The sequence below is a fragment of the Mesorhizobium sp. WSM3866 genome, from assembly GCF_002294795.1.
Taxonomy (GTDB): Bacteria; Pseudomonadota; Alphaproteobacteria; order Rhizobiales; family Rhizobiaceae; genus Mesorhizobium.
In genome coordinates, this window is the sequence record NZ_NSGC01000001.1 from 359,701 (window position 1) to 381,298 (window position 21,598).

The 21,598-nt window shown below is 64.0% G+C and carries 20 protein-coding genes, 1 tRNA gene and 1 pseudogene; 15 read left to right on the plus strand and 7 right to left on the minus strand.

The genetic code is table 11. The features are described from left to right. Window positions 1-21 precede the first annotated feature (21 nt). Both rpsA and CK222_RS01735 read right to left on the minus strand, forming a co-directional pair. On the minus strand, window positions 22-1,719 hold the full coding sequence (rpsA, locus tag CK222_RS01730; RefSeq protein WP_095799186.1) for a 30S ribosomal protein S1: 1,698 nt from the start codon (window positions 1,717-1,719) through the stop codon (window positions 22-24). 203 nt (window positions 1,720-1,922) lie between these two features. After that, window positions 1,923-2,123, minus strand: a complete 201-nt coding sequence (locus CK222_RS01735; RefSeq protein ID WP_067003398.1) for a hypothetical protein — start codon at window positions 2,121-2,123, stop codon at window positions 1,923-1,925. On the opposite strand from CK222_RS01735, the gene CK222_RS01740 reads away from it, so the two are divergent. Further along, window positions 2,122-3,012 carry a bile acid:sodium symporter family protein gene (locus tag CK222_RS01740; protein WP_095799187.1) on the plus strand — a complete coding sequence of 297 codons (891 nt, stop codon included), beginning with the start codon at window positions 2,122-2,124 and terminating at the stop codon, window positions 3,010-3,012. The two genes, CK222_RS01735 and CK222_RS01740, sit on opposite strands and share 2 nt — an antisense overlap. Window positions 3,013-3,021: 9 nt before the next feature. Here the strand turns inward: CK222_RS01740 and cmk are convergent, their stop codons facing one another. After that, complete coding sequence (gene cmk / locus CK222_RS01745) at window positions 3,022-3,672, minus strand: (d)CMP kinase (protein WP_095799188.1); 651 nt, start codon at window positions 3,670-3,672, stop codon at window positions 3,022-3,024. Between the two features lie 254 nt (window positions 3,673-3,926). Continuing rightward, window positions 3,927-5,285 (minus strand): 3-phosphoshikimate 1-carboxyvinyltransferase, encoded by a 1,359-nt coding sequence (gene aroA / locus CK222_RS01755; RefSeq protein WP_095799189.1) that lies wholly within the window; start codon window positions 5,283-5,285, stop codon window positions 3,927-3,929. Between the two features lie 194 nt (window positions 5,286-5,479). Between aroA and CK222_RS01760 the strand changes: the two genes are divergently transcribed. The 14 genes and pseudogenes from CK222_RS01760 to CK222_RS01825 all read left to right on the plus strand — a co-directional run bounded on the left by CK222_RS01760 (window position 5,480) and on the right by CK222_RS01825 (window position 16,983). Further along, window positions 5,480-5,875 carry a TIGR02300 family protein gene (locus tag CK222_RS01760; protein WP_067003406.1) on the plus strand — a complete coding sequence of 132 codons (396 nt, stop codon included), beginning with the start codon at window positions 5,480-5,482 and terminating at the stop codon, window positions 5,873-5,875. Between the two features lie 175 nt (window positions 5,876-6,050). Continuing rightward, window positions 6,051-6,126: transfer RNA gene (locus CK222_RS01765), tRNA-Ala, on the plus strand. 132 nt (window positions 6,127-6,258) lie between these two features. Next, on the plus strand, window positions 6,259-6,609 hold the full coding sequence (locus CK222_RS01770; RefSeq protein ID WP_245299804.1) for a hypothetical protein: 351 nt from the start codon (window positions 6,259-6,261) through the stop codon (window positions 6,607-6,609). A 62-nt stretch (window positions 6,610-6,671) separates the two neighbouring features. Then, the gene (locus CK222_RS01775; RefSeq protein WP_095799190.1) at window positions 6,672-7,388 is read left to right on the plus strand and encodes a DUF2161 family putative PD-(D/E)XK-type phosphodiesterase; all 717 of its coding nucleotides are present in this window, start codon (window positions 6,672-6,674) and stop codon (window positions 7,386-7,388) included. Window positions 7,389-7,521: 133 nt separating this feature from the next. Further along, window positions 7,522-8,253, plus strand: a complete 732-nt coding sequence (locus CK222_RS01780; protein ID WP_095799191.1) for a FadR/GntR family transcriptional regulator — start codon at window positions 7,522-7,524, stop codon at window positions 8,251-8,253. Further along, window positions 8,250-9,452 (plus strand): PLP-dependent transferase, encoded by a 1,203-nt coding sequence (locus CK222_RS01785; RefSeq protein ID WP_095799192.1) that lies wholly within the window; start codon window positions 8,250-8,252, stop codon window positions 9,450-9,452. The genes CK222_RS01780 and CK222_RS01785 overlap by 4 nt, the downstream gene beginning before the upstream one ends. Window positions 9,453-9,477: 25 nt before the next feature. Then, window positions 9,478-10,755, plus strand: coding sequence for a sugar ABC transporter substrate-binding protein (locus tag CK222_RS01790; RefSeq protein WP_067003717.1), 1,278 nt, complete (start codon window positions 9,478-9,480; stop codon window positions 10,753-10,755). 276 nt (window positions 10,756-11,031) lie between these two features. Further along, window positions 11,032-11,955, plus strand: coding sequence for a sugar ABC transporter permease (locus CK222_RS01795; RefSeq protein WP_095777012.1), 924 nt, complete (start codon window positions 11,032-11,034; stop codon window positions 11,953-11,955). Further along, window positions 11,955-12,803, plus strand: coding sequence for a carbohydrate ABC transporter permease (locus CK222_RS01800; RefSeq protein ID WP_067324203.1), 849 nt, complete (start codon window positions 11,955-11,957; stop codon window positions 12,801-12,803). The genes CK222_RS01795 and CK222_RS01800 overlap by 1 nt, the downstream gene beginning before the upstream one ends. Window positions 12,804-12,806: 3 nt before the next feature. Continuing rightward, complete coding sequence (gene ugpC, locus CK222_RS01805) at window positions 12,807-13,874, plus strand: sn-glycerol-3-phosphate ABC transporter ATP-binding protein UgpC (protein WP_095799193.1); 1,068 nt, start codon at window positions 12,807-12,809, stop codon at window positions 13,872-13,874. A gap of 131 nt (window positions 13,875-14,005) precedes the next feature. Then, a pseudogene (locus CK222_RS01810) lies at window positions 14,006-14,178 on the plus strand (sugar phosphate isomerase/epimerase); the annotation flags it as partial. An 86-nt stretch (window positions 14,179-14,264) separates the two neighbouring features. Continuing rightward, window positions 14,265-14,750, plus strand: a complete 486-nt coding sequence (locus CK222_RS01815) for a hypothetical protein (protein ID WP_095799194.1) — start codon at window positions 14,265-14,267, stop codon at window positions 14,748-14,750. 199 nt (window positions 14,751-14,949) lie between these two features. Beyond that, window positions 14,950-16,389 (plus strand): aldehyde dehydrogenase family protein, encoded by a 1,440-nt coding sequence (locus tag CK222_RS01820; protein ID WP_095799463.1) that lies wholly within the window; start codon window positions 14,950-14,952, stop codon window positions 16,387-16,389. Between the two features lie 12 nt (window positions 16,390-16,401). Further along, window positions 16,402-16,983: a DUF1349 domain-containing protein gene (locus CK222_RS01825; RefSeq protein WP_095799195.1), complete on the plus strand. Its 582-nt coding sequence runs from the start codon at window positions 16,402-16,404 to the stop codon at window positions 16,981-16,983. A 159-nt stretch (window positions 16,984-17,142) separates the two neighbouring features. Here CK222_RS01825 and CK222_RS01830 read toward each other — a convergent pair whose 3' ends face one another. The 3 genes from CK222_RS01830 to CK222_RS01840 are packed head-to-tail and all read right to left on the minus strand — an operon-like array spanning window position 17,143 to window position 21,523. Beyond that, complete coding sequence (locus CK222_RS01830; protein ID WP_095799196.1) at window positions 17,143-18,708, minus strand: glycosyltransferase; 1,566 nt, start codon at window positions 18,706-18,708, stop codon at window positions 17,143-17,145. Then, the gene (locus CK222_RS01835; RefSeq protein WP_095799197.1) at window positions 18,705-20,876 is read right to left on the minus strand and encodes a glycosyltransferase; all 2,172 of its coding nucleotides are present in this window, start codon (window positions 20,874-20,876) and stop codon (window positions 18,705-18,707) included. The genes CK222_RS01830 and CK222_RS01835 overlap by 4 nt, the downstream gene beginning before the upstream one ends. Then, window positions 20,873-21,523, minus strand: coding sequence for a bifunctional DNA primase/polymerase (locus CK222_RS01840; protein WP_095799198.1), 651 nt, complete (start codon window positions 21,521-21,523; stop codon window positions 20,873-20,875). The genes CK222_RS01835 and CK222_RS01840 overlap by 4 nt, the downstream gene beginning before the upstream one ends. Window positions 21,524-21,598 lie beyond the last annotated feature (75 nt).

Consider the following 21,598-nt stretch of genomic DNA (forward strand, 5'->3'; position numbering starts at 1 on the left):
GCTTTCGGTAGAGGAAGGAGCTTAGTTGCCCTGCTTCTTCAGCGCCGCGCCCAGGATGTCTCCCAGCGAGGCGCCGGAGTCGGTCGAGCCGTACTGGGCGACCGCTTCCTTCTCCTCGGCGATTTCCAGCGCCTTGATCGAAACCTGCAGCTTGCGGGTCTTCTTGTCGAAGGCGATGACGCGGGCGTCGACCTTCTGGCCGACGGTGAAGCGCTCGGGGCGCTGCTCGTCGCGGTCACGGGAAAGGTCCGAACGCTTGATGAAGGTATCGAGGCCGCTGTCGACCAGCCGTACTTCCAGACCGCCATCCTTCACCGCGGTGACCTCGCAGGTAACGACGGCGTTCTTGCGCAGCTCGCCGCTGCTCGCCGCCTCGCCGACCGTGTCGCGGGCCAACTGCTTGATGCCGAGCGAGATGCGCTCCTTCTCGATGTCGACGTCGAGCACCTGCGCCTTGACCATGTCGCCGCGATTGTACTCTTCGATCACCTGCTCGCCCGGACGGGTCCAGTCGAGGTCGGAGAGGTGCACCATGCCGTCCACGTCGGCTTCCAGGCCGATGAACAGGCCGAACTCGGTCTTGTTCTTGACCTCGCCCTCGACCTGGCTGCCGACCGGATGGTTGCGCGCGAAGGCTTCCCACGGGTTCTCCAGCGTTTGCTTGAGACCGAGCGAGATGCGGCGCTTGGCCGGATCGACCTCGAGCACCACCACGTCGACTTCCTGCGTCGTCGACAGGATCTTGCCGGGATGCACGTTCTTCTTCGTCCACGACATTTCCGAAACGTGGATGAGGCCCTCGATGCCCGGCTCCAGCTCGACGAACGCGCCGTAGTCGGTGATGTTGGTGACGGTGCCCTTGATCTTCTTGCCGATCGGGAACTTGGTGCCGATATCCGACCACGGATCGCTCTCGAGCTGCTTCATGCCGAGCGAGATGCGGTGGGTTTCCTGGTTGATGCGGATGATCTGCACCTTGACCGTCTGGCCGATGTTGAGGATCTCGGTCGGATGGTTGACGCGGCGCCATGCCATGTCGGTGACATGCAGCAGGCCGTCGATGCCGCCGAGGTCGACGAAAGCACCGTAGTCGGTGATGTTCTTGACCACGCCCTCGACAACCTGGCCCTCCTCGAGGTTCTGCACGATTTCCGAACGCTGTTCGGCGCGGCTCTCCTCGAGCACGGTGCGGCGCGACACCACGATGTTGCCGCGGCGGCGATCCATCTTGAGGATCTCGAAGGGCTGCGGGTTGTGCATCAGCGGCGAGACGTCGCGGATCGGACGGATGTCGACCTGGCTGCGCGGCAGGAACGCCACGGCGCCGTCGAGATCGACGGTGAAGCCGCCCTTGACCTGGTTGAAGATGACGCCTTCGACGCGCTCACCCTTGGTGAACTTCTCTTCGAGGCGCACCCAGCTCTCCTCGCGGCGGGCCTTCTCGCGCGACAGCATGGCCTCGCCAAGCGCGTTCTCGATGCGCTCGACATAGACCTCGACGGTGTCGCCGACCTTGAGGGAGGAATCCTTGCCCTTGGCGCCGAATTCCTTCAGCGGCACGCGGCCTTCGACCTTGAGGCCGACATCGATGATGGCCATGTCCTTTTCGATCGCGGTGATCGTGCCCCGGACAACCTGGCCCTCGCCGGAATGGCCGGCGGTGAATGATTCTTCGAGCATGCTCGCGAAATCATCGCGAGTGGGATTTGCAGCTGACATTGTTTCTCCTGGAATGCTTCGCACAACAAGCGAAGCGGGCGCCGTGGGTTAGCGTTGTGTGAGCCTGCCGGCGTTCCGGGCTGAAGAGCCCTCGGCCGCTTAAGCGGCAAGTCCGGCGCATAGAGAATGCTGGCAGGCTGGTTCGTGCCCGATATGGGTATTTTCATCGCCTCCGGCAACGGAAAACACGAGGAAAACCCGCATCAGGCCTTGTTTCTCTTGGCCAGCAGTCTTTGATGGTTAGCCATGGCCGCCAGAAACGCGGTCTCTATAGACACTTCGCCGGTGTCAGGCAAGTGCGCGTCGCGGCGGTGCGCGTGCTCCGCCCGAATGTTTTTGCGATTACGCGTTCGCGGCTGCAGTTCTTTTTTGCCGACATGGATTGTCACGGGGAGCATCACCATGCAGTCAAGCGCCACTTTCAACATCTTCCTGCCGGTTGCCCTCGTCATCATCATGCTGGGGCTTGGCCTGTCCCTCAAGCTCCAGGATTTCTTGCAGGTGGTGCTGCGACCGAAGGCCCTCCTGGTGGCTCTTATCGTGCAGATACTGGTTCTTCCCGTCCTTTGCTTCGGCATCGTGTCGGTTTCGGCCTTGCCGCCTGCCATGGCGGTCGGCATGATGCTGCTCGCGGCCAGTCCCGGCGCCCCGTCCGCGGTTCTCTTCACCCATCTTGCCAAGGGCGATACGGCGCTCAGCCTGACGCTGACGGCGATCAGCTCAATGGTGGCGCTGGTGTCGGTGCCATTGATCACCAATTTTTCGCTGCTGCATTTCTATGGCGCCGGGCACGTCATCCCGCTGCCGATCGAGAAATTCCTGCAGTTCTTTGCCGTTGTGCTTGTCCCGGTCTCGATCGGAGTTGCCGTCCGGCACCGCTACACGGCCTTGGCCGAGCGCCTGGAAGGGCCCGTCAAGCTACTGGCGACGCTTTTTCTTGCGGCGGTCGTTATTTTTGCCGTCGTCGATCAGCGGCAGGTCATCGTGACCTGGGGACCTGTTGTCGGCTTTGCCGCCTTTGCGTTCAACGTGGTGAGCATGGCGCTCGGCTACGCCGTTCCGTCGCTGCTGCGCCTGGAGAGGCGGCAGGCGGTCGCCATCACCATGGCAACGGCCATCCACAACGCCGCGTTCGTCATAGCCCTGGCGCTTAGCGAATATCTGCTCAACAATGCCGAAATGGCGATCCCGCCAGCGCTTTACGCCTTGATTGCCTATGTCACCGCGGCGGTTTTCGTAGCCGTCGTGAGCAGGTCAGGCAGACATGCGATCGAAGGCACGATCCGGTCGTGATAGCCAAGCTCAGGCGAGGTCTTTCGCGGCCATGGCTCGGTCAACCATTGCCATGGCCGCCAGAAACGCGGCCTCGATTGCCATGTCGCTGGTGTCGAGCAAGTGCGCGTCCGCCGCCGGCTTGAGCGGGGAGTCGGCACGGCCCATATCGCGCTCGTCGCGGCGCTCGATGTCGGCGAGGATCGTGGCAAAATCGGCGCTGCCGCCCATGCTTTCGATCTCGGCCAGCCGGCGCCTTGCCCGCACTTCCGCGCTCGCTGTGACATAGAGCTTGATATCGGCGTCGGGACACACGACCGTGCCGATGTCGCGTCCGTCGAGCACCGCGCCTGGCGGCGCCTTGGCGAACTCGCGTTGCTTGTCGACCAGGATGCGCCGGACCGACGGAATGACGGCGACCTTTGAGGCGGCCTCGCCTACCGCATGCGCCGAAAGCACCGTACGGTCGAGGTTCGAAAGATCGACTTGGCGTGCCGCGGTTTCCGCCGCCGAGACATTGTCGAGCGGCAGACCGAGCTCGAGCAGCTTATGGGCGACGGCGCGATAGGTGAGGCCGGTATCGAGCAGGTTCAGCCGGTAATGATCGGCGAGCCGGCGAGCGAGTGTGCCCTTGCCGGCCCCCGCGGGGCCGTCGATTGCGATGGCGAAGGGGGTACTCATTGGCTCGCCTCGAACGATAGGCGCAATGAACAAGATGAGCGCCGCGATCCTTCGCGCCCCCCTCTGTCCTGCCGGACATCTCCCCCGCTTGGGGGGAGATCAGCCGTCATCGCGGCTTGCGCCAATTGTCTATGTTGCAGGATTGAGCGGAGCGCCGGAGCCGCCAATCTCCCCCCTTGCGGGGGAGATGTCCGGCAGGACAAAGCGGGGTGCTGTTCCGCTTGCATCTCGGTTCGGCTCCAACCCATCGCCCGTCACTCGATCTCGGCGCCGAGCCCCTTCATCAGCCCCATGAATTCCGGAAAGCTCGTCGCGATCATGTTGGCGTCGTCGATGGTCACCGGCTTTTCCGTCGCCAGCCCCATCACCAGGAAACTCATGGCGATGCGGTGGTCGAGATGCGTCTTCACCGCCGTGTCCGGCCCGTTGGGATGAGCGCCCAGGCCCTTGCCGCCGGGCTTGCCGCGCACGGCGAGCGAGGCTTCGCCCTCGCTGCAGTCGACGCCGTTGAGCTTCAGCCCGTTGGCCACCGCCGACAACCGGTCGGATTCCTTGACGCGCAACTCCTCCAGACCCTGCATCAGCGTCTCGCCTTCGGCGAAAACAGCGGCAACCGCCAGCACCGGATATTCGTCGATCATCGACGGCGCCCGCTCCGGCGGCACCACGACACCTTTGAGGTCGGAGGAGCGCACGCGCAGGTCGGCCACGTCCTCGCCGCCGGCAATGCGGGGGTTGAGGATGTCGATGCGGCCGCCCATCTCCTGCAATGTCAGGAACAACCCGGTGCGGGTCGGGTTCATCAGCACGTTCTCGATCACGATATCGGAACCCGGCACGATGAGCGCCGCCACCAGCGGGAAGCCGGCGGAGGAGGGGTCGCCGGGCACGGCGATGGTCTGCCCCGTGAGCTTGCCCTGGCCTTCGATGAAGATGTGGCGCACGCCGCGCTCGTCGGTCTCGACGGTCAGGTTGGCGCCGAAGCCTTTCAGCATCTTTTCGGTGTGATCGCGCGTCATCACCGGCTCGATCACGGTGGTGATGCCCGGCGTGTTGAGCCCGGCAAGCAACACCGCCGACTTCACCTGGGCGGACGCCATCGGCACGCGATAGGTTATCGGCGCGGCATGTTTCGGGCCGCGCAGCGTGATCGGCATGCGGTCGCCGGGCGCCGCCTTCAGCACCTGCACGCCCATCTGCCGCAGCGGCTCCAGCACCCGGCCCATCGGCCGGCCGGAGAGCGAGGCGTCGCCGATGAAGGTCGTCTCCATGTCGTAGGTGCCGACCAGGCCCATGGTGAGCCGCGAGCCGGTGCCGGCATTGCCGAAATCGAGCGGGCCTTCCGGCTCGAGCAGCGCGCCGTTGCCGGTGCCGCGGATCACCCATTCGGCCCCCTTCTTTTCGATATGCGCGCCCATCGCCTTCATGGCGGCGCCCGTGCGCATCACATCCTCGCCCTCCAGCAGGCCGGTGATGCGCGTCTCGCCGGAAGCCAGGCCGCCGAACATGAAGGAGCGGTGCGAGATCGACTTGTCGCCCGGCACCCGCGCCGTGCCGGCAAGGGCAGGGGATTTGCGGGCCGTAGCCGGCTTCGGGGCGGCAGCGTGAGACATTGTCTTTTCCAAATGCGGGCGCCGGCGGGCCGGCTCAATTCGTCGTGTTGCGGCGGTCTCGTATCACGGCACGCCGCAATGGTCATCCCCTCACGCGGGCCTTCGAATGCAAGGTTTTGCGATGCCGGCTTTTGGCTTTGACAGCGCGGAAAACTGCGGTTAAGGGGACCATTCTTTTTTTGACGAGGCTTGCTGTGGCAAAACCTGAACTTGGCACAAAACGTGTCGACCCCGAAACGGGGCGGAAATTCTACGATCTGAACAAGGACCCGATCGTCTCGCCCTACACCGGCAAGAGCTATCCGCGCTCCTATTTCGAGGAAGGCAAGATTTCCGCGATCGAGGACGATGAGGACGTCGCCGACAAGGAAGTCGACTCCGAGGAGGAAGAAGGCGCCGAAATCGTCTCGCTCGAAGATGCGGACGAGGAGACCAAGGGCGGCGGCGACGATCTGCCCGATCTCGGCGACGACGAGGATGATGTCGATCTCGGTGACGATGACGATGACACCTTCCTTGCCGACGAGGAGGAAGAGGACGACGACGTTTCCGATATGATCGGCGTCGGCGACGACGAGGACGAGGTCTGATTTCGGCCCGGCGCGATTGTTTGCCGGCCATTTTGACCTGTGACGAAAAAGCGGCTTTTCAAGGCTTGATCTTGACCGAAGGCGGCGCTAGAAGCCGCCAGCACTAAACGACGGCGCGGTGCCCAACCGCGCCGGATCTCTTCGCCGGAAACGGCGCCGGCTGACTGCCGGGAGTGGGGCCATAGCTCAGTTGGGAGAGCGCTTGAATGGCATTCAAGAGGTCGTCGGTTCGATTCCGATTGGCTCCACCAAACAGTCTTTCTGTGATGCTCGGTTTCGCGGCATTGGCGCTTGCCGCTTGTGAATCGGTATCCGAGGCCCCGCCTCCTCCTCCTCAACCTGCCCCGGCTGCTGTCGCGGCTCCCGCTGTCCCGGACACTGCGGTGCTCGACCAAACCGTGGCGATCACGCCTCCGGGCAAGAGTGTCCCCGCCCGATATGCGGCGTTTTCAGGCATTTGGGCGGGACGGCTGGATGGCACCTTTGAAGGCAAGCTGGCCGTGCTGACCGTTTCACCGGCCGGGCAGGTGACGGTCAGCTACGCGTGGGGCGATATGGCCGACAACAAGCCGGGGATCGCCGACGGCGCCGGCAGGATCGCCGGGAACACATTAAAGCTTGGACGCCTGCCGAACGGCGCAGACATCACGTTTACGATGCAGCCTGACGGAACGCTTGCCGGCACGTACACGCTTGCCGGCCAGACCTATAGGGGCCAGTTCGCCAAGCAATAGCGGCGGGCGGTCGCGTCGCCTTCTGCCGTGTCGGCCGGGCTCGAATCGGCTATGCCTCTCCCATGCAGGAAACGTCCCTCTATGCACCGGTGAAGCGGTTCCTCGAGAGCCTCGACTTCACCGTCAAAGGCGAGGTCGGCGGCTGCGACATCGTCGGGTTACGCGAAGGCGAGCCGCCCGTGGTCGTCATCTGCGAGCTGAAGCTGCAGTTCAATCTCGAGCTCGTTCTGCAAGGCGTCGATCGGGCGGCGGCCTGCGACGAGGTCTGGCTCGCCGCGCGGATGTCGGCGCGCGGCAAGGGCCGCGAGCACGATCGACGTTTTCGCGCGCTCTGCCGCCGGCTCGGCTTCGGCCTGCTCGCGGTTGACGGGAAAGGCAAGGTCGAGTTGCTGCTCAGCCCGGCCGCCGTGCCGCCGCGGCGCGACCCGAGGCGGCGCTCGCGGCTGGTCGAGGAGCATCACCGCCGCAAGGGCGATCCCTCCATCGGCGGTAGCACGCGGCAAAAGCCGATCATGACCGCATACCGCCAGGAAGCAATTGCCTGCGCCGCCGCCATGGCCGACGGCCCGAAGCGGCCGCGCGATTTGAAACTCGTCGCGCCCCGCGCGGCCAGCATCCTGCTGCACAACTATTATGGCTGGTTCGCCAGGGCCGAGCGCGGCATCTACGCTCTGACCGAACTCGGGCAGGCTGCCTTGCTGTCGCAAGGGGTCCTCGAAGGACCGCTGCAGGTCGCTCCGTTTCAAGTCGAGCAGCTTGGAGCGAAGCTCGGCGCGTGACCGGCTGACGCCGCTCGCGCATTGTCGGCTGCCGATCGAAATCGTCGAATCGCACCATGCGTGGTTGACTCACCTCTTCGTTCATGCAGAAATTGGTTGGACCATTGAACCACTTTCGGATTGATTCACCAGCGTGACCGACCCTCTCCCGCCGATCCAGACGACGGCCCGCGATGATGCGGTCCTGAAGGCGTTGGCCGGCTTCGTGCGGCAGGAGGCGCTGGGTCCCGGTGAAAAACTGCCGACCGAGCGCATCTTGGCCGAGCGCCTTAAGGTCAGCCGCAACACGGTTCGCGAGGCACTCACCCGCTGGGAGGGGCTGGGCCTCGTCGAGCGGCGCCAAGGCAGCGGCACTTACCTCAAGGCGGCGGTCTCGCCCGACATGCTGCACATGCCGCTGACCCTTGCCGGCGGCAACGACTTCGGCGGCCTGATGCGCACCCTGGAGATCCGCCGCGCGCTGGAGGCCGAGGCCGCCGCTCTTTGCGCCGTCCGCGCCGGCAAGGCTGAGGTCGCCGAGATCGAGCGCAAGCTCGACATCATGGAAGAAGCCTTCCACAGCCGCGCCGGCATGTCGTCGGAGGAAGACTGGGAGTTCCACCAGTCGGTCTACCGCGCCTCCGGCAATCCGCTGTTCGAGCAGATCATCAGCGCCATGCACGAGCTGTTCCACCGCTTCTGGGAGCATCCGCTCGGCGTGCGCGATTTCGGCCATGCCAGCTTTCCCTATCACCGCACCATCTTCGACCGCATCGCCGCGCACGACCCGGAGGGAGCCCGGGCCGAAGCGCTGAAGCTCATCGCTACTGTCGAAAACGACTTGAAGCGCGGCGCCGCCAACCTCAAGCTTTTGGACCGCAAATGAACGAGCATCCCACAGGGTTCGACCCGGCTTCTTTGGCCAGCGACTATCTCGGCGAGGCGGCGACTCTTCTCGCGCATGACGATCCGTTCCCCGGCGGCGCTGTGGTGCCGCCGATCTACCAGACATCGCTCTTCACCTTCGACAATTACGCCGACATGGCCGACACCTTTGCCGGCAGGCGAAGGCAGCCGATCTATTCGCGCGGCGACAACCCCACGGTGATGGAGTTCGAGGCGCGCGTCGCGGCCTTGGAAGGCGCGGAAGCCGCGCGGGGCTTCTCCAGCGGCATGGCGGCGATCAGCGCCTCCGTGCTCGCCTTCGTCGGCGCCGGCGAGCGGATCGTTGCCGTACGCAACTGCTATGGCGACGCTTACCGCCTGTTCGAGCGCCTGTTCCCGCGCTTGCAAATCAAGGTCGACTATGTCGACGGCTCGGACCCCGATGCGGTGGCGGCGGCGCTTCCGGGCGCCAAGCTGCTCTACCTCGAAAGCCCCACCTCGATGATGTTCGAGCTGCAGGACATTGAGCACCTGACCCGGCTGGCGAAGAGTGAGGGCATCGTCACCACCATCGACAATTCCTGGGCGACGCCCGTCTTCCAGAAGCCGATTTCGCATGGTGTCGATCTGGTGCTGCACTCGGCCTCGAAATATCTCGGCGGCCACAGCGACACCGTCGCTGGCGTGGTGGCGGGCTCGGCCGCGCATATCAAGCACATCAACGAGCAGACCTATTCGTCGCTTGGCGGCAAGCTGTCGCCTTTCGAGGGCTGGCTTCTGCTGCGCGGCCTGCGCACGCTGCCGCTGCGGTTGCCGCATCATATGAAGAGCGGTCTCACGCTCGCCGAGCGGCTGAAGGCGCATGGCAAGGTCGAGCGGGTCAACCATCCCGCCTACTCCAATCATCCCGGCAAGAAGACGCTTGCCGGCTATGCCGGGCTGTTCTCTTTCGAGGTCGCGGAAGATGTCGACATTCCGGCTTTCGTCGATGCGCTGAAGCTGTTCCGCATCGGCGTCAGCTGGGGCGGCCATGAAAGCCTGGTCGTGCCCGCCAAGGCCTCGCTCGAGCAGACGCCGGGTCTCAATTCGATGGCGCGCTTCGGCGTCAGCCCCCGAACCATCCGCTTCAATGTCGGATTGGAGAATGTCGAGGATCTTTGGGCCGACATCGCCCAGGCCTTCGACAAGGCAAAAAAATAAGGTGTTCAAAATGGGAGTTCCGAACATGAAAAGACTGACAATCCTGCTTGCCGCCGCTGCCGGCCTCGCGATTTCCGCCGGGGCCGCGCTGGCCGACACCACCATCAAGATGGTCGAGGTCATCACCAGCCCGCCGCGCACCGAATTCCTGAAGAAGCAGATCGCCGAATTCGAGCAGGCCAATCCCGGCATCAAGGTCGAGCTCGTCTCGCTGCCCTGGGGCCAGGCGTTCGAGAAGTTTCTCACCATGGTTCAGGCCGGCGACACGCCCGACGTGGTCGAGATGCCGGAGCGCTGGATGGGCCTCTATGCCAACAACGGGCAGCTCGAGGATCTCGGCCCCTACATGGCCAAATGGGACGACGCCAAGACGCTCGGCGACCGCGCCAAGCAGTTCGGCTCGACAGTCAACAACACGCAGTTCATGATCCCTTACGGCTACTATGTGAACGCGCTGTTCTGGAACAAAAAGCTGTTCAAGGAAGCGGGTCTTGACCGTCCGCCGGAAAACCTCGACGAGTTCGTCGAGTTCTCCAAGAAGATCTCCGCCATCCCCGGCAAATACGGCTATTGCCTGCGCGGCGGTCCCGGCGCCTTCAACGGCATGCACATGTTCATGAACATCGCCGCCGGCAAGGGCGGCTACTTCACCGAGGACGGCACCTCGACCATCAATGACGAGGGCTCGGTCAAGGGGCTGCAGATGCTGGCCGACATGTACAAGAACGGCCTGGCGCCGAAGGATTCCGTGAGCTGGGGCTTCAACGAGACGGTGACCGGCTTCTATTCCGGCACCTGCGCCATGCTCAACCAGGATCCGGACGCGCTGCTCGGCATCGCCGACAAGATGAGCGCCGACGACTTTGCGGTCGCGCCGCTGCCGGTCGGCCCGAGCGGTAAATCCTATCCGACGCTGGGCTATGCCGGCTGGGCAATGTTCGCCAACTCGCAGCACAAGGACGAAGCCTGGAAGCTGATGGCGACGCTGCTGTCGCCCAAGGACAATCTGGAATGGGCCAAGGAAGTCGGCGTCGTCCCGATCCACAACGGCGCCGATCAGGACGCCCACTTCAAGACCGAGCAGTTCAAAGGCTGGTTCACCGAGCTCAACGACAGCTCGAAGTATGAAATGGTGACGCCGCCGACGCATCTGGAAAACCTCGGCAACTTCGTCGACCAAGTGGCGATCAAGAACTTCCAGGAAGTGCTGCTTGGCCAGAAGCCGGCCAAGCAGGTGGCCGACGAGTGGGCGGCGTTCCTGACCAAGGAGCAGCAGGCCTGGCTGGCCAAGAACAAGAAGTGACCTTTCTTCCTTCTCCCCACTTGCGGGGAGAAGGTGTCACCCGATGAATGTCGCCCAAAAGTGCGAAGCGGTTTTGGGAGAACGACATTCACGGACAAGTGACGGATGAGGGGCAGCGCCGAATCCTGAAAGTCGGCTCCGCTCCTCATCTGCCTGCCCTCCTCCGCAGCAGCTGCGCTGCAGCTACGGAGGGTGAACCGGCGTCTTCTCTCCGTAGAATGGGGAGAAGGACGCTGTCGCCACGCTAGCCTCACCATCACCCGTAGAGCCAAATCGATGACCTACGCAGTGTCCGAAATCCGATCGACGGGCCGGCCGCGCAAGAAGCGGCTGAGCAAGGCCGCGATCGAGCCCTGGCTCTATCTTTCGCCGGCTATCGTCCTGCTGGTCGTCGTGCTCCTGGTGCCGCTGATCATCGGCATCAGCTATTCCTTCCGCAAATTCTCCGCCTTCAAATCGGAATATGTCGGGCTCGGCCAGTACCAAGCGATGCTCTCCGACGCGGTGCTCGGCCAGGCGCTGGTCAACACGCTTTGGTGGACGGCCGCCAGCCTGTTCTTCCAGTTCTTCCTCGGGCTTGGTCTGGCGCTGCTGCTCGACAAGCCCTTTTATGGCCGCAAGGTCGTGCAGGCCGTGGTGTTCCTGCCCTGGGCGGTGCCGTCCTTTCTTTCCGGCCTTACCTGGGCCTGGCTGTTCAACCCGATCATCGGCCCGCTGCCGCACTGGCTTTTCGCGCTCGGCCTGAAGGCCGAGCCGACCAACGTGCTTTCCGATCCGGCCACAGCTATGTGGGGGCCGATCGTCGCCAACATCTGGTTCGGCATTCCCTTCTTCGCCATCACTCTGCTTGCGGCGTTGAAGTCGATCCCGTCGGAACTGCATGAGGCGGCAGCCATCGACGGCGCCTCGCCCTGGCAGCGCTTCACCAAGGTGACGCTGCCGTTCCTGGCGCCGACCATCGTCATCACCGTCATGCTGCGCACCATCTGGATCGCGACCTTCGCCGACCTGATCTTCGTCATGACCGAGGGCGGACCGGCAGGCTCGACCAGCACGGTGCCGGTCTACATCTATGTCAGCGCCTTCAAGTCGCTGGACAAAGGCTATGCGTCCGCAGTCGCGGTTCTGCTGCTGGTGCTGCTCATTGCCTATGCGGTTGGCCTGATCGCCATCCGCCGCACGCTTGTGAGGCATGTCTGATGATCGCCGGCCGCTCCACCTCCTCGCGCATCGCCGGCGGCATCGGCCTCTACGCCGCGATCGCCGCCTATGTCGTCTTCGCGCTGTTCCCGATCTTCTGGACGCTGAAGATCTCTGTGACGCCGGAGCGGCTGCTCTATTCCGAAGGCATAACGTTCTGGCCATCGGAAATGACGCTCAAGAACTTCGACACCGTGCTGGAGGCTTCCGACTTCCCGCGCTATTTCCTGAACAGCGTCATCGTCTCGGTGTCGACGGCGGCACTGGTCACCGTCATCGCCACGCTAGCCGGCTATGCGATGTCTCGCTTTACCTTCCGCGGCAAGGCGACATTAGCGATCCTGCTTCTGCTGACCCAGACTTTCCCGCTGGTGATGGTCATCCCGCCGATCTACCGCATCATGGGCGATCTCGGCCTGACCAACAGCCTGACCGGGCTGATCATCATCTACACCGCCTTCAACACCGCCTTCGCCACCTTCCTGATGCAGTCCTTCTTCGACAGCATTCCAAAGGACTTGGAAGAGGCGGCGATGATCGACGGCTGCACGCGCGCCCAGGCCATGCGCCGGGTGATCGTGCCGCTCACCTTGCCCGGCATGGGGGCGACGCTCGGCTTCGTCTTCACCGCCGCCTGGAGCGAATTGCTGTTCGCGCTGATGCTGATCTCCAGCGATGAGCAGAAGACCTTTGCCGTCGGCTTGCTCACCTTCATCGGCAAGTTCGCTGTCGACTGGGGGCAGATGATGGCGGCCTCCATCCTGGCGCTGATCCCGGTCTGCATCTTCTTCGCCTTCCTGCAACGCTATCTCGTCACCGGCCTTACCGCCGGCGCTGTCAAAGGATAATCGATGGCTTCCGTCACCCTGCAACATGTCGAGAAGGACTATGGAGCGCTGCGCATCCTGCACGGCGTCGATCTCGAGATCGCCGACGGCGAGTTCGTCGTGCTGGTCGGCCCGTCCGGCTGTGGCAAGTCAACGCTGCTGCGCATGATCGCCGGCCTGGAGGAGGTCACCGGCGGCGAGATCCGCATTGGCGAGCGGCTGGTCAACGATGTGGCGCCGAAGGACCGCGACATCGCCATGGTGTTTCAGTCCTATGCGCTCTACCCGCATATGGACGTCTCCTCGAACATGGGCTTCAGCCTGATGCTGAAGAAGACCGAGAAGACGACGATCGACGGCAGGGTGGGCGCCGCCGCCAAGCGCCTCGGTCTGGAGACGTTTCTCGGCCGCCTGCCGCGCCAGCTTTCCGGCGGTCAGCGCCAGCGCGTCGCCATGGGCCGCGCCATCGTGCGCGATCCCAAAGTCTTCCTGTTCGACGAGCCGCTGTCGAACCTCGACGCCAAGCTGCGCGTCCACATGCGCGCCGAGATCAAGGCGCTGCACCAGCAGCTGAAGACGACCTCGGTCTATGTCACGCACGACCAGGTCGAGGCGATGACCATGGCCGACCGCATCGTCGTCATGCATGACGGCTATGTGCAGCAGGTCGGTCATCCGCTGGAGCTCTACGATCGTCCCGCCAACACTTTCGTCGCCGGGTTCATCGGCTCGCCCGGCATGAATTTTTTGCCGGCAAAGGTCGCCAAGGGCGGCAAGGTCGATGCCGTGCTGGCCGACGGCCAGAAGCTGAGGCTGCCGGACGGATTGCCGCTGAAGGATGGCGATGCGCTGACCGTCGGGCTGCGGCCGGAACACATCCGGCTGGCCGACGACGGCCCGCTGAAAGGTCAGGTCGAGGTCGTCGAGCCGCTCGGCCTGTCGACGCAATTCTATGTCAGGCTGGCCAACCAGCAGATCTGCGTCTTCGTCATGGGCCGCAGCAATGTCAAACCGGGCGACGAGGTCCGCCTCGCCGCCGACCCAGCGGCGCTGCATCTGTTCGATCCGGCAAGCGGCGCTCGCATCGGTTAGGTCAGCGCCGGCGGAAGGCGTCCAATGTGTAATCGGGCCGGTCAGGTCGCCTAGATCGGCCAATATCCCGGACAAGACCAGCGTCGTCGCCACGCCTGCACCGGCCCCGCCTGCGCTGTCGTGCTCGACGCGAATCCTTCTCCTCCGAGATCGTCGGCGAGAACCTCTTGAGGAAGACGGCGATCTGGCGCAATTGTGGACCGACAACATGGAATTGGCCCGCCATGCGCGCCGCTTCATCGACGTCGGCCTGGAGACCGCCCGGCGCAAGGCCGAACTCCACTCGGCCTCGCAAGAGCCCTGACGCTTCGATACTGCCGCGAGGTGAATTGCGGTTTTCGGCAGCCGCGCTCTGCTAGACTCCCGTGATTCGTCTCGACAGGGAACGGCATGAGCAAGGCTCTCGGCGCATTCGCATTGGTCACGGTTCTGAGCGCCTTGCTGATGGCGCTGTCGCTGGCGGTCGCCAAGCACGGCTACCCTCAAGGCGCCTTCGGCGTTAAGCGCCTCGACGGCATTGCCGACGCGGGTTCGTTCCTGGCCATCGCCGCCATTTATTTCTTCAGCGCGCTGTTGATGATGATCCTGCCCATCCGCGCCGCCGGGGTTGTGCTTACGCATGCCGCCGACGCGATCTTCTGGGCAACGATCGTGCTGTTCGCCGCCATTGTTGGTTCGCTTCTCGCCCGATGGGCGCTCGGCCAGCGTGAGGTGCCTTGGACCCTTCTCAACTGGCGATTCCTGTTCGTCCCGGCGATCGTCGGCGCGCATCTCGCCATGAATGAGCTTCGCCGCAACATCCTGCTCAGAAGCCTGTTCTTCGTCATCTTCGCCGCGGTCACGCTCGCCTGCCTGTTCTGGTCATTCTCCGTCTGAAGGAGGCCGTCAGGCCTTTGTCGTGACATGGGGCGCGGACGAAGCCGGTGGACTTCCACCGCCGCGCGCCTACCTTTATCGAAAGCTTCTCGGGTAGACGTTTCCGCAGACCATGGCTATATCATTTGTCTGACAAATGACCGGCGCTTTGCCACGCCAGCCAATCTCGAAGAAACAAGCCAATCTCGAAGGAATGAAGATGACCGTGCTCCGCAAGAACCTGATCAACGGCGAGTGGCTGGGCGAGGCCGGCTCGCGCAACATCAACCCATCGAACACCAACGATGTGGTCGGCGAATACGCCTCGGCCGGGCCGGAGGAGGCCAAGCAGGCCATCGCGGCCGCCAAGGCGGCCTTCCCGGGCTGGTCGCGCTCCGGCCCCCTGGCACGCCATGCCGTGCTGAAGAAGACTTCCGACGAGATCATGGCACGCAAGGACGAGATCGGCCGGTCTCTCGCCCGTGAAGAAGGCAAAACCCTGGCCGAAGGCGTCGGCGAAACGATCCGCGCCGCGCAGATCTTCGACTTCTTCGCCGGCGAGACGCTGCGACTGTCGGGCGAGATGGTGCCGAGCGTCAGGCCCGGCGTCGGCGTCGAGATGACCCGCGAAGGCGTGGGCGTCGTCGGCATCATCACGCCGTGGAACTTCCCGATCGCCATTCCCGCCTGGAAGATTGCGCCGGCGCTGGCCTACGGCAACACCATCGTCTTCAAGCCGGCGGAACTGGTTCCCGAAAGCGCCTGGACCATCGTCGACATCCTGCATCGTGCCGGGCTGCCCAAGGGCGTGCTCAACCTCGTCATGGGCAAGGGCTCTGTCGTCGGCCAGGCAATGCTCGACAGCCCGGACGTCAACGCCATCTCCTTCACCGGCTCGGTCGGCACAGGCAAGCGTGTCGCCGCGGCGAGTGTGGAGCATATGCGCAAGTTCCAGCTCGAGATGGGCGGCAAGAACCCGCTCGTCGTGCTCGACGATGCGGACCTTGCGGTGGCCGTCGATTGCGCCGTCAACGGCGCCTATTTCTCGACCGGCCAGCGTTGCACCGCGTCCTCGCGCCTCATCGTCACCGCAGGCATCCACGACCGCTTCGTCGACGCCATGAAGGAGCGCCTGGACAAGCTGGTCATCGGCGACGCGCTGGACGCCAAGACCCAGATCGGCCCGGTCGTCGACCAGACCCAACTCAAACAGGATGAGAACTATATCGCTATCGGCCGCCAGGAAGGCGCTGAACTCGCCTTCGGCGGCGAGCGGCTGGAGCGCGAGACTCCCGGCTTCTATCTCAGGCCGGCGCTGTTTACCGGCGCCACCAACGCCATGCGCATCTCGCGCGAAGAAATCTTCGGCCCGGTCGCCAATGTCATTCGCGTCACGGATTATGACGAGGCGCTGACTGTGGCCAACGACACGCCGTTCGGCCTGACCTCCGGCATCTGCACGACAAGCCTGAAGCACGCGACGCATTTCAAGCGCAACTCCGAAGCCGGCATGGTAATGGTCAACCTGCCGACGGCGGGCGTCGACTTCCATGTGCCGTTCGGCGGCCGCAAGGGCTCGAGCTACGGCCCGCGCGAGCAGGGCCGCTACGCCATGGAGTTCTACACCACCGTCAAGACGGCCTATACGTTCGCCGGCTGACGGGCAGGCTTCATGACGTCCGACTTCGCCGGAATGGCCTGGCTCAACCCGCCGCCGCACCATGTGTTCGGCGAGGGGACGCTTCATGTCCGCACCGGCAAGGAGACCGATTTTTGGCGCGAGACCTTCTACGGCTTCCGCCGCGACAATGGCCATTTCCTCTATCGTCCCGTCGCGGGCGACTTCAGCGCCGAGGTCACCGTCAAGGGCGAATACAAGGCGCTCTACGATCAGGGCGGGCTGATGCTGCGGCTCAGCGAAACGCACTGGATCAAGGCCGGCATCGAATACACGGACGGTCTCGCCTATTTTTCCGTTGTCGTCACCAACGACACCTCCGACTGGTCGCTGGTCAGCATTCCGACAGACCCCGACGGGGTGAGGATTCGTCTGACCCGCCACGCCGAAGCCATTCGCGTTCAGTACCTCGAAGCCGCGGACGGCCGCTGGAAACCGGTGCGGCTGGCCCATTTCCCGGTCTCGCGGAGCGTCGACGTCGGCATGATGTGCTGCTCGCCGCAGCGCGAAGGCTTCGAGGTGATGTTCTCGGGCTTCAGCGTTGGCCCGCCAATCGCGAGAGAGTTGCACGATTGATGGTGGCGGGGGCGCTGCCCGCGCGCACTTGGTCGATGCCCGCAGCGCGGCAGGGTGACCGCCACCTCGGCCGTTCGGCGGTCGAGCATCCGGCGGAACCTCACTGCGACGCTGCCCTCCGCGGCCGGCCGTTTCTGGAGGGAAACTGGGAACGGGGCCTCACCAGGGGACGTGCTGTATCTCCAGCCGCGGCAGTCCGATCGGCCTGATACCGAGATCGTTCGCCAGGGCGCCGAAACCCTCGGTCTCGATCAGGTCGCGATAGGGGATCTCCGGAAAGCGAAGGCCGCCGCGATGCAAGGCGGCATCGACCAAGAGCATGGTGCCGCCGACACCATCCAGGCCGATGCTGTCGAGGTGGCGGACGTCGCTCATATGCAGCCTTGCATGGGTGTGCCGCGGAGGCTGATAGAGACCGTCGTGAACATGGCGGAAGTAGTTATGATCTCTGTTGTGCCGCACAGTGACGAAACTGTTGAGGTCGAAGCTGTCGCCGCCTGGGACTTTCACGCAGTGCGGCGCGACGATGCGGTGCCCCCTTGCAATCAGCCGGGTCACGACGTCCGCTGGAAAACGCCAGACATCGATGTCGATCCACAGCGCCCAGTCGTCCTCGTCTCTCAGCCCATGATCGATCAGATGGTTACGCACCTTGGCGATGCCGCTGCGCCTGAAGCGTTGCAGCTGCCGGTTCGCTCGCTTGTCGCGGTCAAGCTCGGTGCCGAGTTTTTTCCGCAGCAGCACGACATCGCGATAGTCCTTGCCCAGGGCTGCAGTGGCGCCTTGCAACCGCTCCCAGCTGCCATCTGAACTGTCGCCTTCGCAAAAGACGAGCTTCATCTTGTCTCTTGGGAAGTCGAGCTGCCGCAACGCGGCGAGGAATGGCTCTATGTGTTGGGCCGCATCGCGCAGCGGCACCAGCACGGCGAGGTTGGATCCCAATGGCGGCGGCGCCGCGATGGCCGCTTGGCTGACGCTTTGCCGGGCGGCTTGCTCATCGGAAACAGTCCCGCGCGTCAGGCGGTGTCGGGCCTGGTAGATCAACTTGCGCAGCCTATGCCGCAACCGGGTGGGCCTCTCCGGCGTCCACCATGTGCCCGCCCAGTGGTGGATCGACAACGTCATGCCGCCGCTGCCCGCCCGCTTTCCCGACGGATCGAGAGGCGAGTACAATTCGGCCGGATGGATCGCAAACGCCGTCTGGTCAGGATAGCCGAGTTGCGCGGAGGTAAGCACGCACGGCCCGGTGGCGTCGATCGCCTGTTTTGCGCGGACGAGCCCGGGCAGGAACGACAGCAAATGAAGCCAGAACGGGTGCCCCGGCGGGCTGGCCATGGTCCCGTTGAACAGAAGGTAAGGCAATCCGCGAAAGTCCGCCTGCACGCGTGCGTGGGCGTCCGGCTCCGTGCAGAACACGATCCGATCCTCGCCCAGGAGCGGATCGAACGGCGCCACGCATTCGCAATCGATATCGGCATAGACCCCGCCGAAATGGTGGAGAAGCAGATAGCGGCCCGCGTCGGCGCGCAGAATGCCATATTCGTAGCTGCAAAAGGTCGGCAGGAAGCCGGGATAGTGTGCGGCCACGAACTCGAGCAAAGTCCGATCGTTCCAGAACATCATCGTCCAGTCCGGATGATGCCGCTTCCAGCTCTCGACATAGCCTTGGAAACGGGCCGGGACGATGTCGGTCTTCCACGTCTGGTGCAGGATTTTCGGGATCATCCGCGGCTCACGGCTTGAACTTGGTGACAGTCGGCGTCGACGCGGGTGGCATCCAGGCCCAGGCCCTGACCGACGGCATCGCGGATCGCCTGCGGCCCGAACCGCGACCACGCGGCCTCGTGGGCCCGGGCGCGAACGCTGGCCATGCGCGCATGGTCGGAACAAAGTCTGACCGCTATGTCGGCCAATCCCTCGTCGGTGTCCGACAGAAGCACCTCGTCGCCCTCGATCAGGTTGAGACCCTCGGCTGCCAGCGGCGTTGCAATGACCGGGACCCCCCAGGCCATTGCTTCGAGGATCTTGATGCGCGTGCCGCCGCCCATGGCAAGCGGGACGATGCCGAGATGGGCAACGGACAACAGAGGTCTGATATCGTCCGGATCTTCGACCAGACTGACCCCATCCAGTCTTGCCAGGGCGCGAACGCGCGACTCGGGCGAACGCCCGGCAAGAACGAGCTTCGCGGTCGGCAGCGTCTGGCGAATGCGGGGCAAGATGGTGTGCCCCAGCCGCTCGGCGGCGTCGACGTTCGGCTGATAGCTCAGATGGCCAACATAAAGGATGAGCGGAAACGCGTCCGAGACGGCTCGCTGCAGCGGCAGTAGCCGCGGCAGCTCGTCCGCTCGCGGGATGCCGTTTGGCACGATGTGGACGGGGACTTGCGGCCGGACAAACGCCTCCAGCCGCTGACGATCCCGTTGCGAGCACACCCAGATACGGTCGACGATGGCTGCCGCCTTTCTCTCGAGCGCCCTGAGGTCTGAGGAAAACGGCCGCCAACGCTTCTTGCGCGGCAACTGACCGGCGAGATCCGATTCAACATTGTGCATGTCCAGAACGAGTTGCCGGACAATCGGCCGCAACGGAGCGAGAAATCTGAACAGACCAACGCCTTCGACCACAATAGTATCCGGGCGAAAATCCGCCACGAGCGCCTTGAGCCGCGCCAGCGCCGGAAGCGGTATCCGGCTCTCGCCCTTGGCCCTCCAGCGGGCGAGCGAAGGCGCTCGCGGTTCGGACTTGTTGATGAGCTCAGTCACGCGAATGTCCGGCCCGGGAGGTTGGACGTCGCTGCTTCGCGGCAGGAGCGAGGCCAGGCAGACCGGGCCGAACGCGGCTGCCGCCATGGCGTTGCCGAAATTCCTGAGATCGGCGCCGGACCTCGGCGGAAACGGCGGGTCGTGGCATATGATCAGCGTGCGGCGCGACGTCGCTGAATTGGGCATTGGCGACATCCTAGCCTCAGTCTCGGTCAGTCGCCCGATTCGGATCCTGGCCAGATATCGCATCGCCTTCCAACTGCGGCCCAGCTCCTTATGCGCTCGGACCGCGCGCATCATGCCGCCAGCATCGGCGAACTTGCGGTGCCTGATCAGCTGTCGGGCGATCCGCTGAGCTATCCAGGCCTTGCGCCACTGCACCGCCTCCCGTTCGACGCCGGCGGCAGCCAGCCCGTTCAGTTCCAGCGCTATGGCAAGGAAGGTCCTGCGCGGTGCCGTGATGAAGCGGCGCGCCATACGTTCCTCGTCATGGTGGTAGAGCAGCACCGGGGTCTCGACGGTAACCACGTCGGCACGGGCCAGCACGGCGGTCCAGTAGCAGGTGTCCTCATCGAGGCCGATCGTTTCCGGAAAGCGGAGGTTTGCGGTCGCCCAGTCGGCGACCAACGCGCTTCCCATCGCGATTGGCCACACTTCGTTGCGAAGGTAGCGTCGCACATTCTCTCGCCGGTCCGCGCCGTAGCCTTGCGGTGCCTTGAGCTTGTCCGGCCGGCTTTTTGTCCGCCGTATGCTGGCCCCGACGGCAAGGCCGGCGCAAGGCCGGCCTGCCAGCGCCGCGCTCAGCCGCGACAGGCTGCCGGGCATCACCTCGTCGTCGGCATCGAGAAAGAATATGGATGTGCCGCTTGCCCGCTCGAGTCCGACATTGCGCGCGGCGCCCGCTCTGCGCAGTTGAACGCCCACCACGTCCAGCGGCAAGCCGTGACGGTGCGCGCTTTGCCTCGCCATCGCAGCCGTCTGGTCGTCCGATCCGTCGTCGACCAAGAGAATCTCGCGGATGACCGCTCTGTCGGAGGCCAGACTGCCGACTGCCGCTTCGATGGTTGCAGCCGCATTTCTTGCCGGGATAACGACGGTAATGTCAGCCGCCACAGGTGAGCCGCTCATTGCTGTTCGAAGAAGCCACGCTTGAGCAGGCGGTCATAGCAATGCTTAAGCACCGACACCGGGCGCAGCGAAAGACTGTCAAGATTGCCCACCACCTGAGGTTCGATGTCGAATGGCGACTGGCCTTCGATCCAGCTGTAGGAGGAGCCGTCCTTCAGCACCGACGGGCAGCCCACGACATAACCGCCCAGCGCCTTCGCGTGACCCACCCGGCGCAAGCCGAAATGGAGGCTGGAAGAGATCACCGGTTCCCGCGTTCTTAGATAGACATGAAATCCGCTCGGCGATTTTGCTATTGGCGTGCCGTTCGCAATCGCCTTGTGACCGGACCGCCAGGCACGGTAGCCGGCGTCGTCATCGAAATCGAGGATCATCAGGTTCCCAAATCCGCCCAATATGCCGACATTGCCGGCAAAGTCGCCAAACCAACGCGCGATGTCGCTGCGGCCCAGCGGCTTCTGCGCCAGTTGGAAGGTGATGGAGGTGAACGCCAGTTCCTTCAGGTCCTTGCGCAACGTCCGCAGGTGCAACGGATCATACTCCATGGCCGCGAGGTCGAGATGCTTGCCGCCGGCACGAAGCGGCAGGCAGATATAGCCGCGCTCGAACAGCCTTATGGTATAGTCGGTCAGTGCCCCAGCCTGCATCCGCCAAATGTTCCGGGATCGAGACGTTCCCGACAATCTGTTGAGCCGAACGGTCCGTTCGTCAAGCGCCGGCGC

Coding starts and splice junctions, on each gene's coding strand:
- rpsA (WP_095799186.1), bottom strand. CDS start 1,719: ATGTCAGCTGCAAATCCCACTCGCGATGATTTCGCGAGCATGCTCGAA.
- CK222_RS01740 (WP_095799187.1), top strand. CDS start 2,122: ATGCAGTCAAGCGCCACTTTCAACATCTTCCTGCCGGTTGCCCTCGTC.
- CK222_RS01735 (WP_067003398.1), bottom strand. CDS start 2,123: ATGGTGATGCTCCCCGTGACAATCCATGTCGGCAAAAAAGAACTGCAG.
- cmk (WP_095799188.1), bottom strand. CDS start 3,672: ATGAGTACCCCCTTCGCCATCGCAATCGACGGCCCCGCGGGGGCCGGC.
- aroA (WP_095799189.1), bottom strand. CDS start 5,285: ATGTCTCACGCTGCCGCCCCGAAGCCGGCTACGGCCCGCAAATCCCCT.
- CK222_RS01775 (WP_095799190.1), top strand. CDS start 6,672: ATGCAGGAAACGTCCCTCTATGCACCGGTGAAGCGGTTCCTCGAGAGC.
- CK222_RS01785 (WP_095799192.1), top strand. CDS start 8,250: ATGAACGAGCATCCCACAGGGTTCGACCCGGCTTCTTTGGCCAGCGAC.
- CK222_RS01790 (WP_067003717.1), top strand. CDS start 9,478: ATGAAAAGACTGACAATCCTGCTTGCCGCCGCTGCCGGCCTCGCGATT.
- CK222_RS01795 (WP_095777012.1), top strand. CDS start 11,032: ATGACCTACGCAGTGTCCGAAATCCGATCGACGGGCCGGCCGCGCAAG.
- CK222_RS01800 (WP_067324203.1), top strand. CDS start 11,955: ATGATCGCCGGCCGCTCCACCTCCTCGCGCATCGCCGGCGGCATCGGC.
- ugpC (WP_095799193.1), top strand. CDS start 12,807: ATGGCTTCCGTCACCCTGCAACATGTCGAGAAGGACTATGGAGCGCTG.
- CK222_RS01815 (WP_095799194.1), top strand. CDS start 14,265: ATGAGCAAGGCTCTCGGCGCATTCGCATTGGTCACGGTTCTGAGCGCC.
- CK222_RS01820 (WP_095799463.1), top strand. CDS start 14,950: ATGACCGTGCTCCGCAAGAACCTGATCAACGGCGAGTGGCTGGGCGAG.
- CK222_RS01825 (WP_095799195.1), top strand. CDS start 16,402: ATGACGTCCGACTTCGCCGGAATGGCCTGGCTCAACCCGCCGCCGCAC.
- CK222_RS01830 (WP_095799196.1), bottom strand. CDS start 18,708: ATGATCCCGAAAATCCTGCACCAGACGTGGAAGACCGACATCGTCCCG.
- CK222_RS01835 (WP_095799197.1), bottom strand. CDS start 20,876: ATGAGCGGCTCACCTGTGGCGGCTGACATTACCGTCGTTATCCCGGCA.
- CK222_RS01840 (WP_095799198.1), bottom strand. CDS start 21,523: ATGCAGGCTGGGGCACTGACCGACTATACCATAAGGCTGTTCGAGCGC.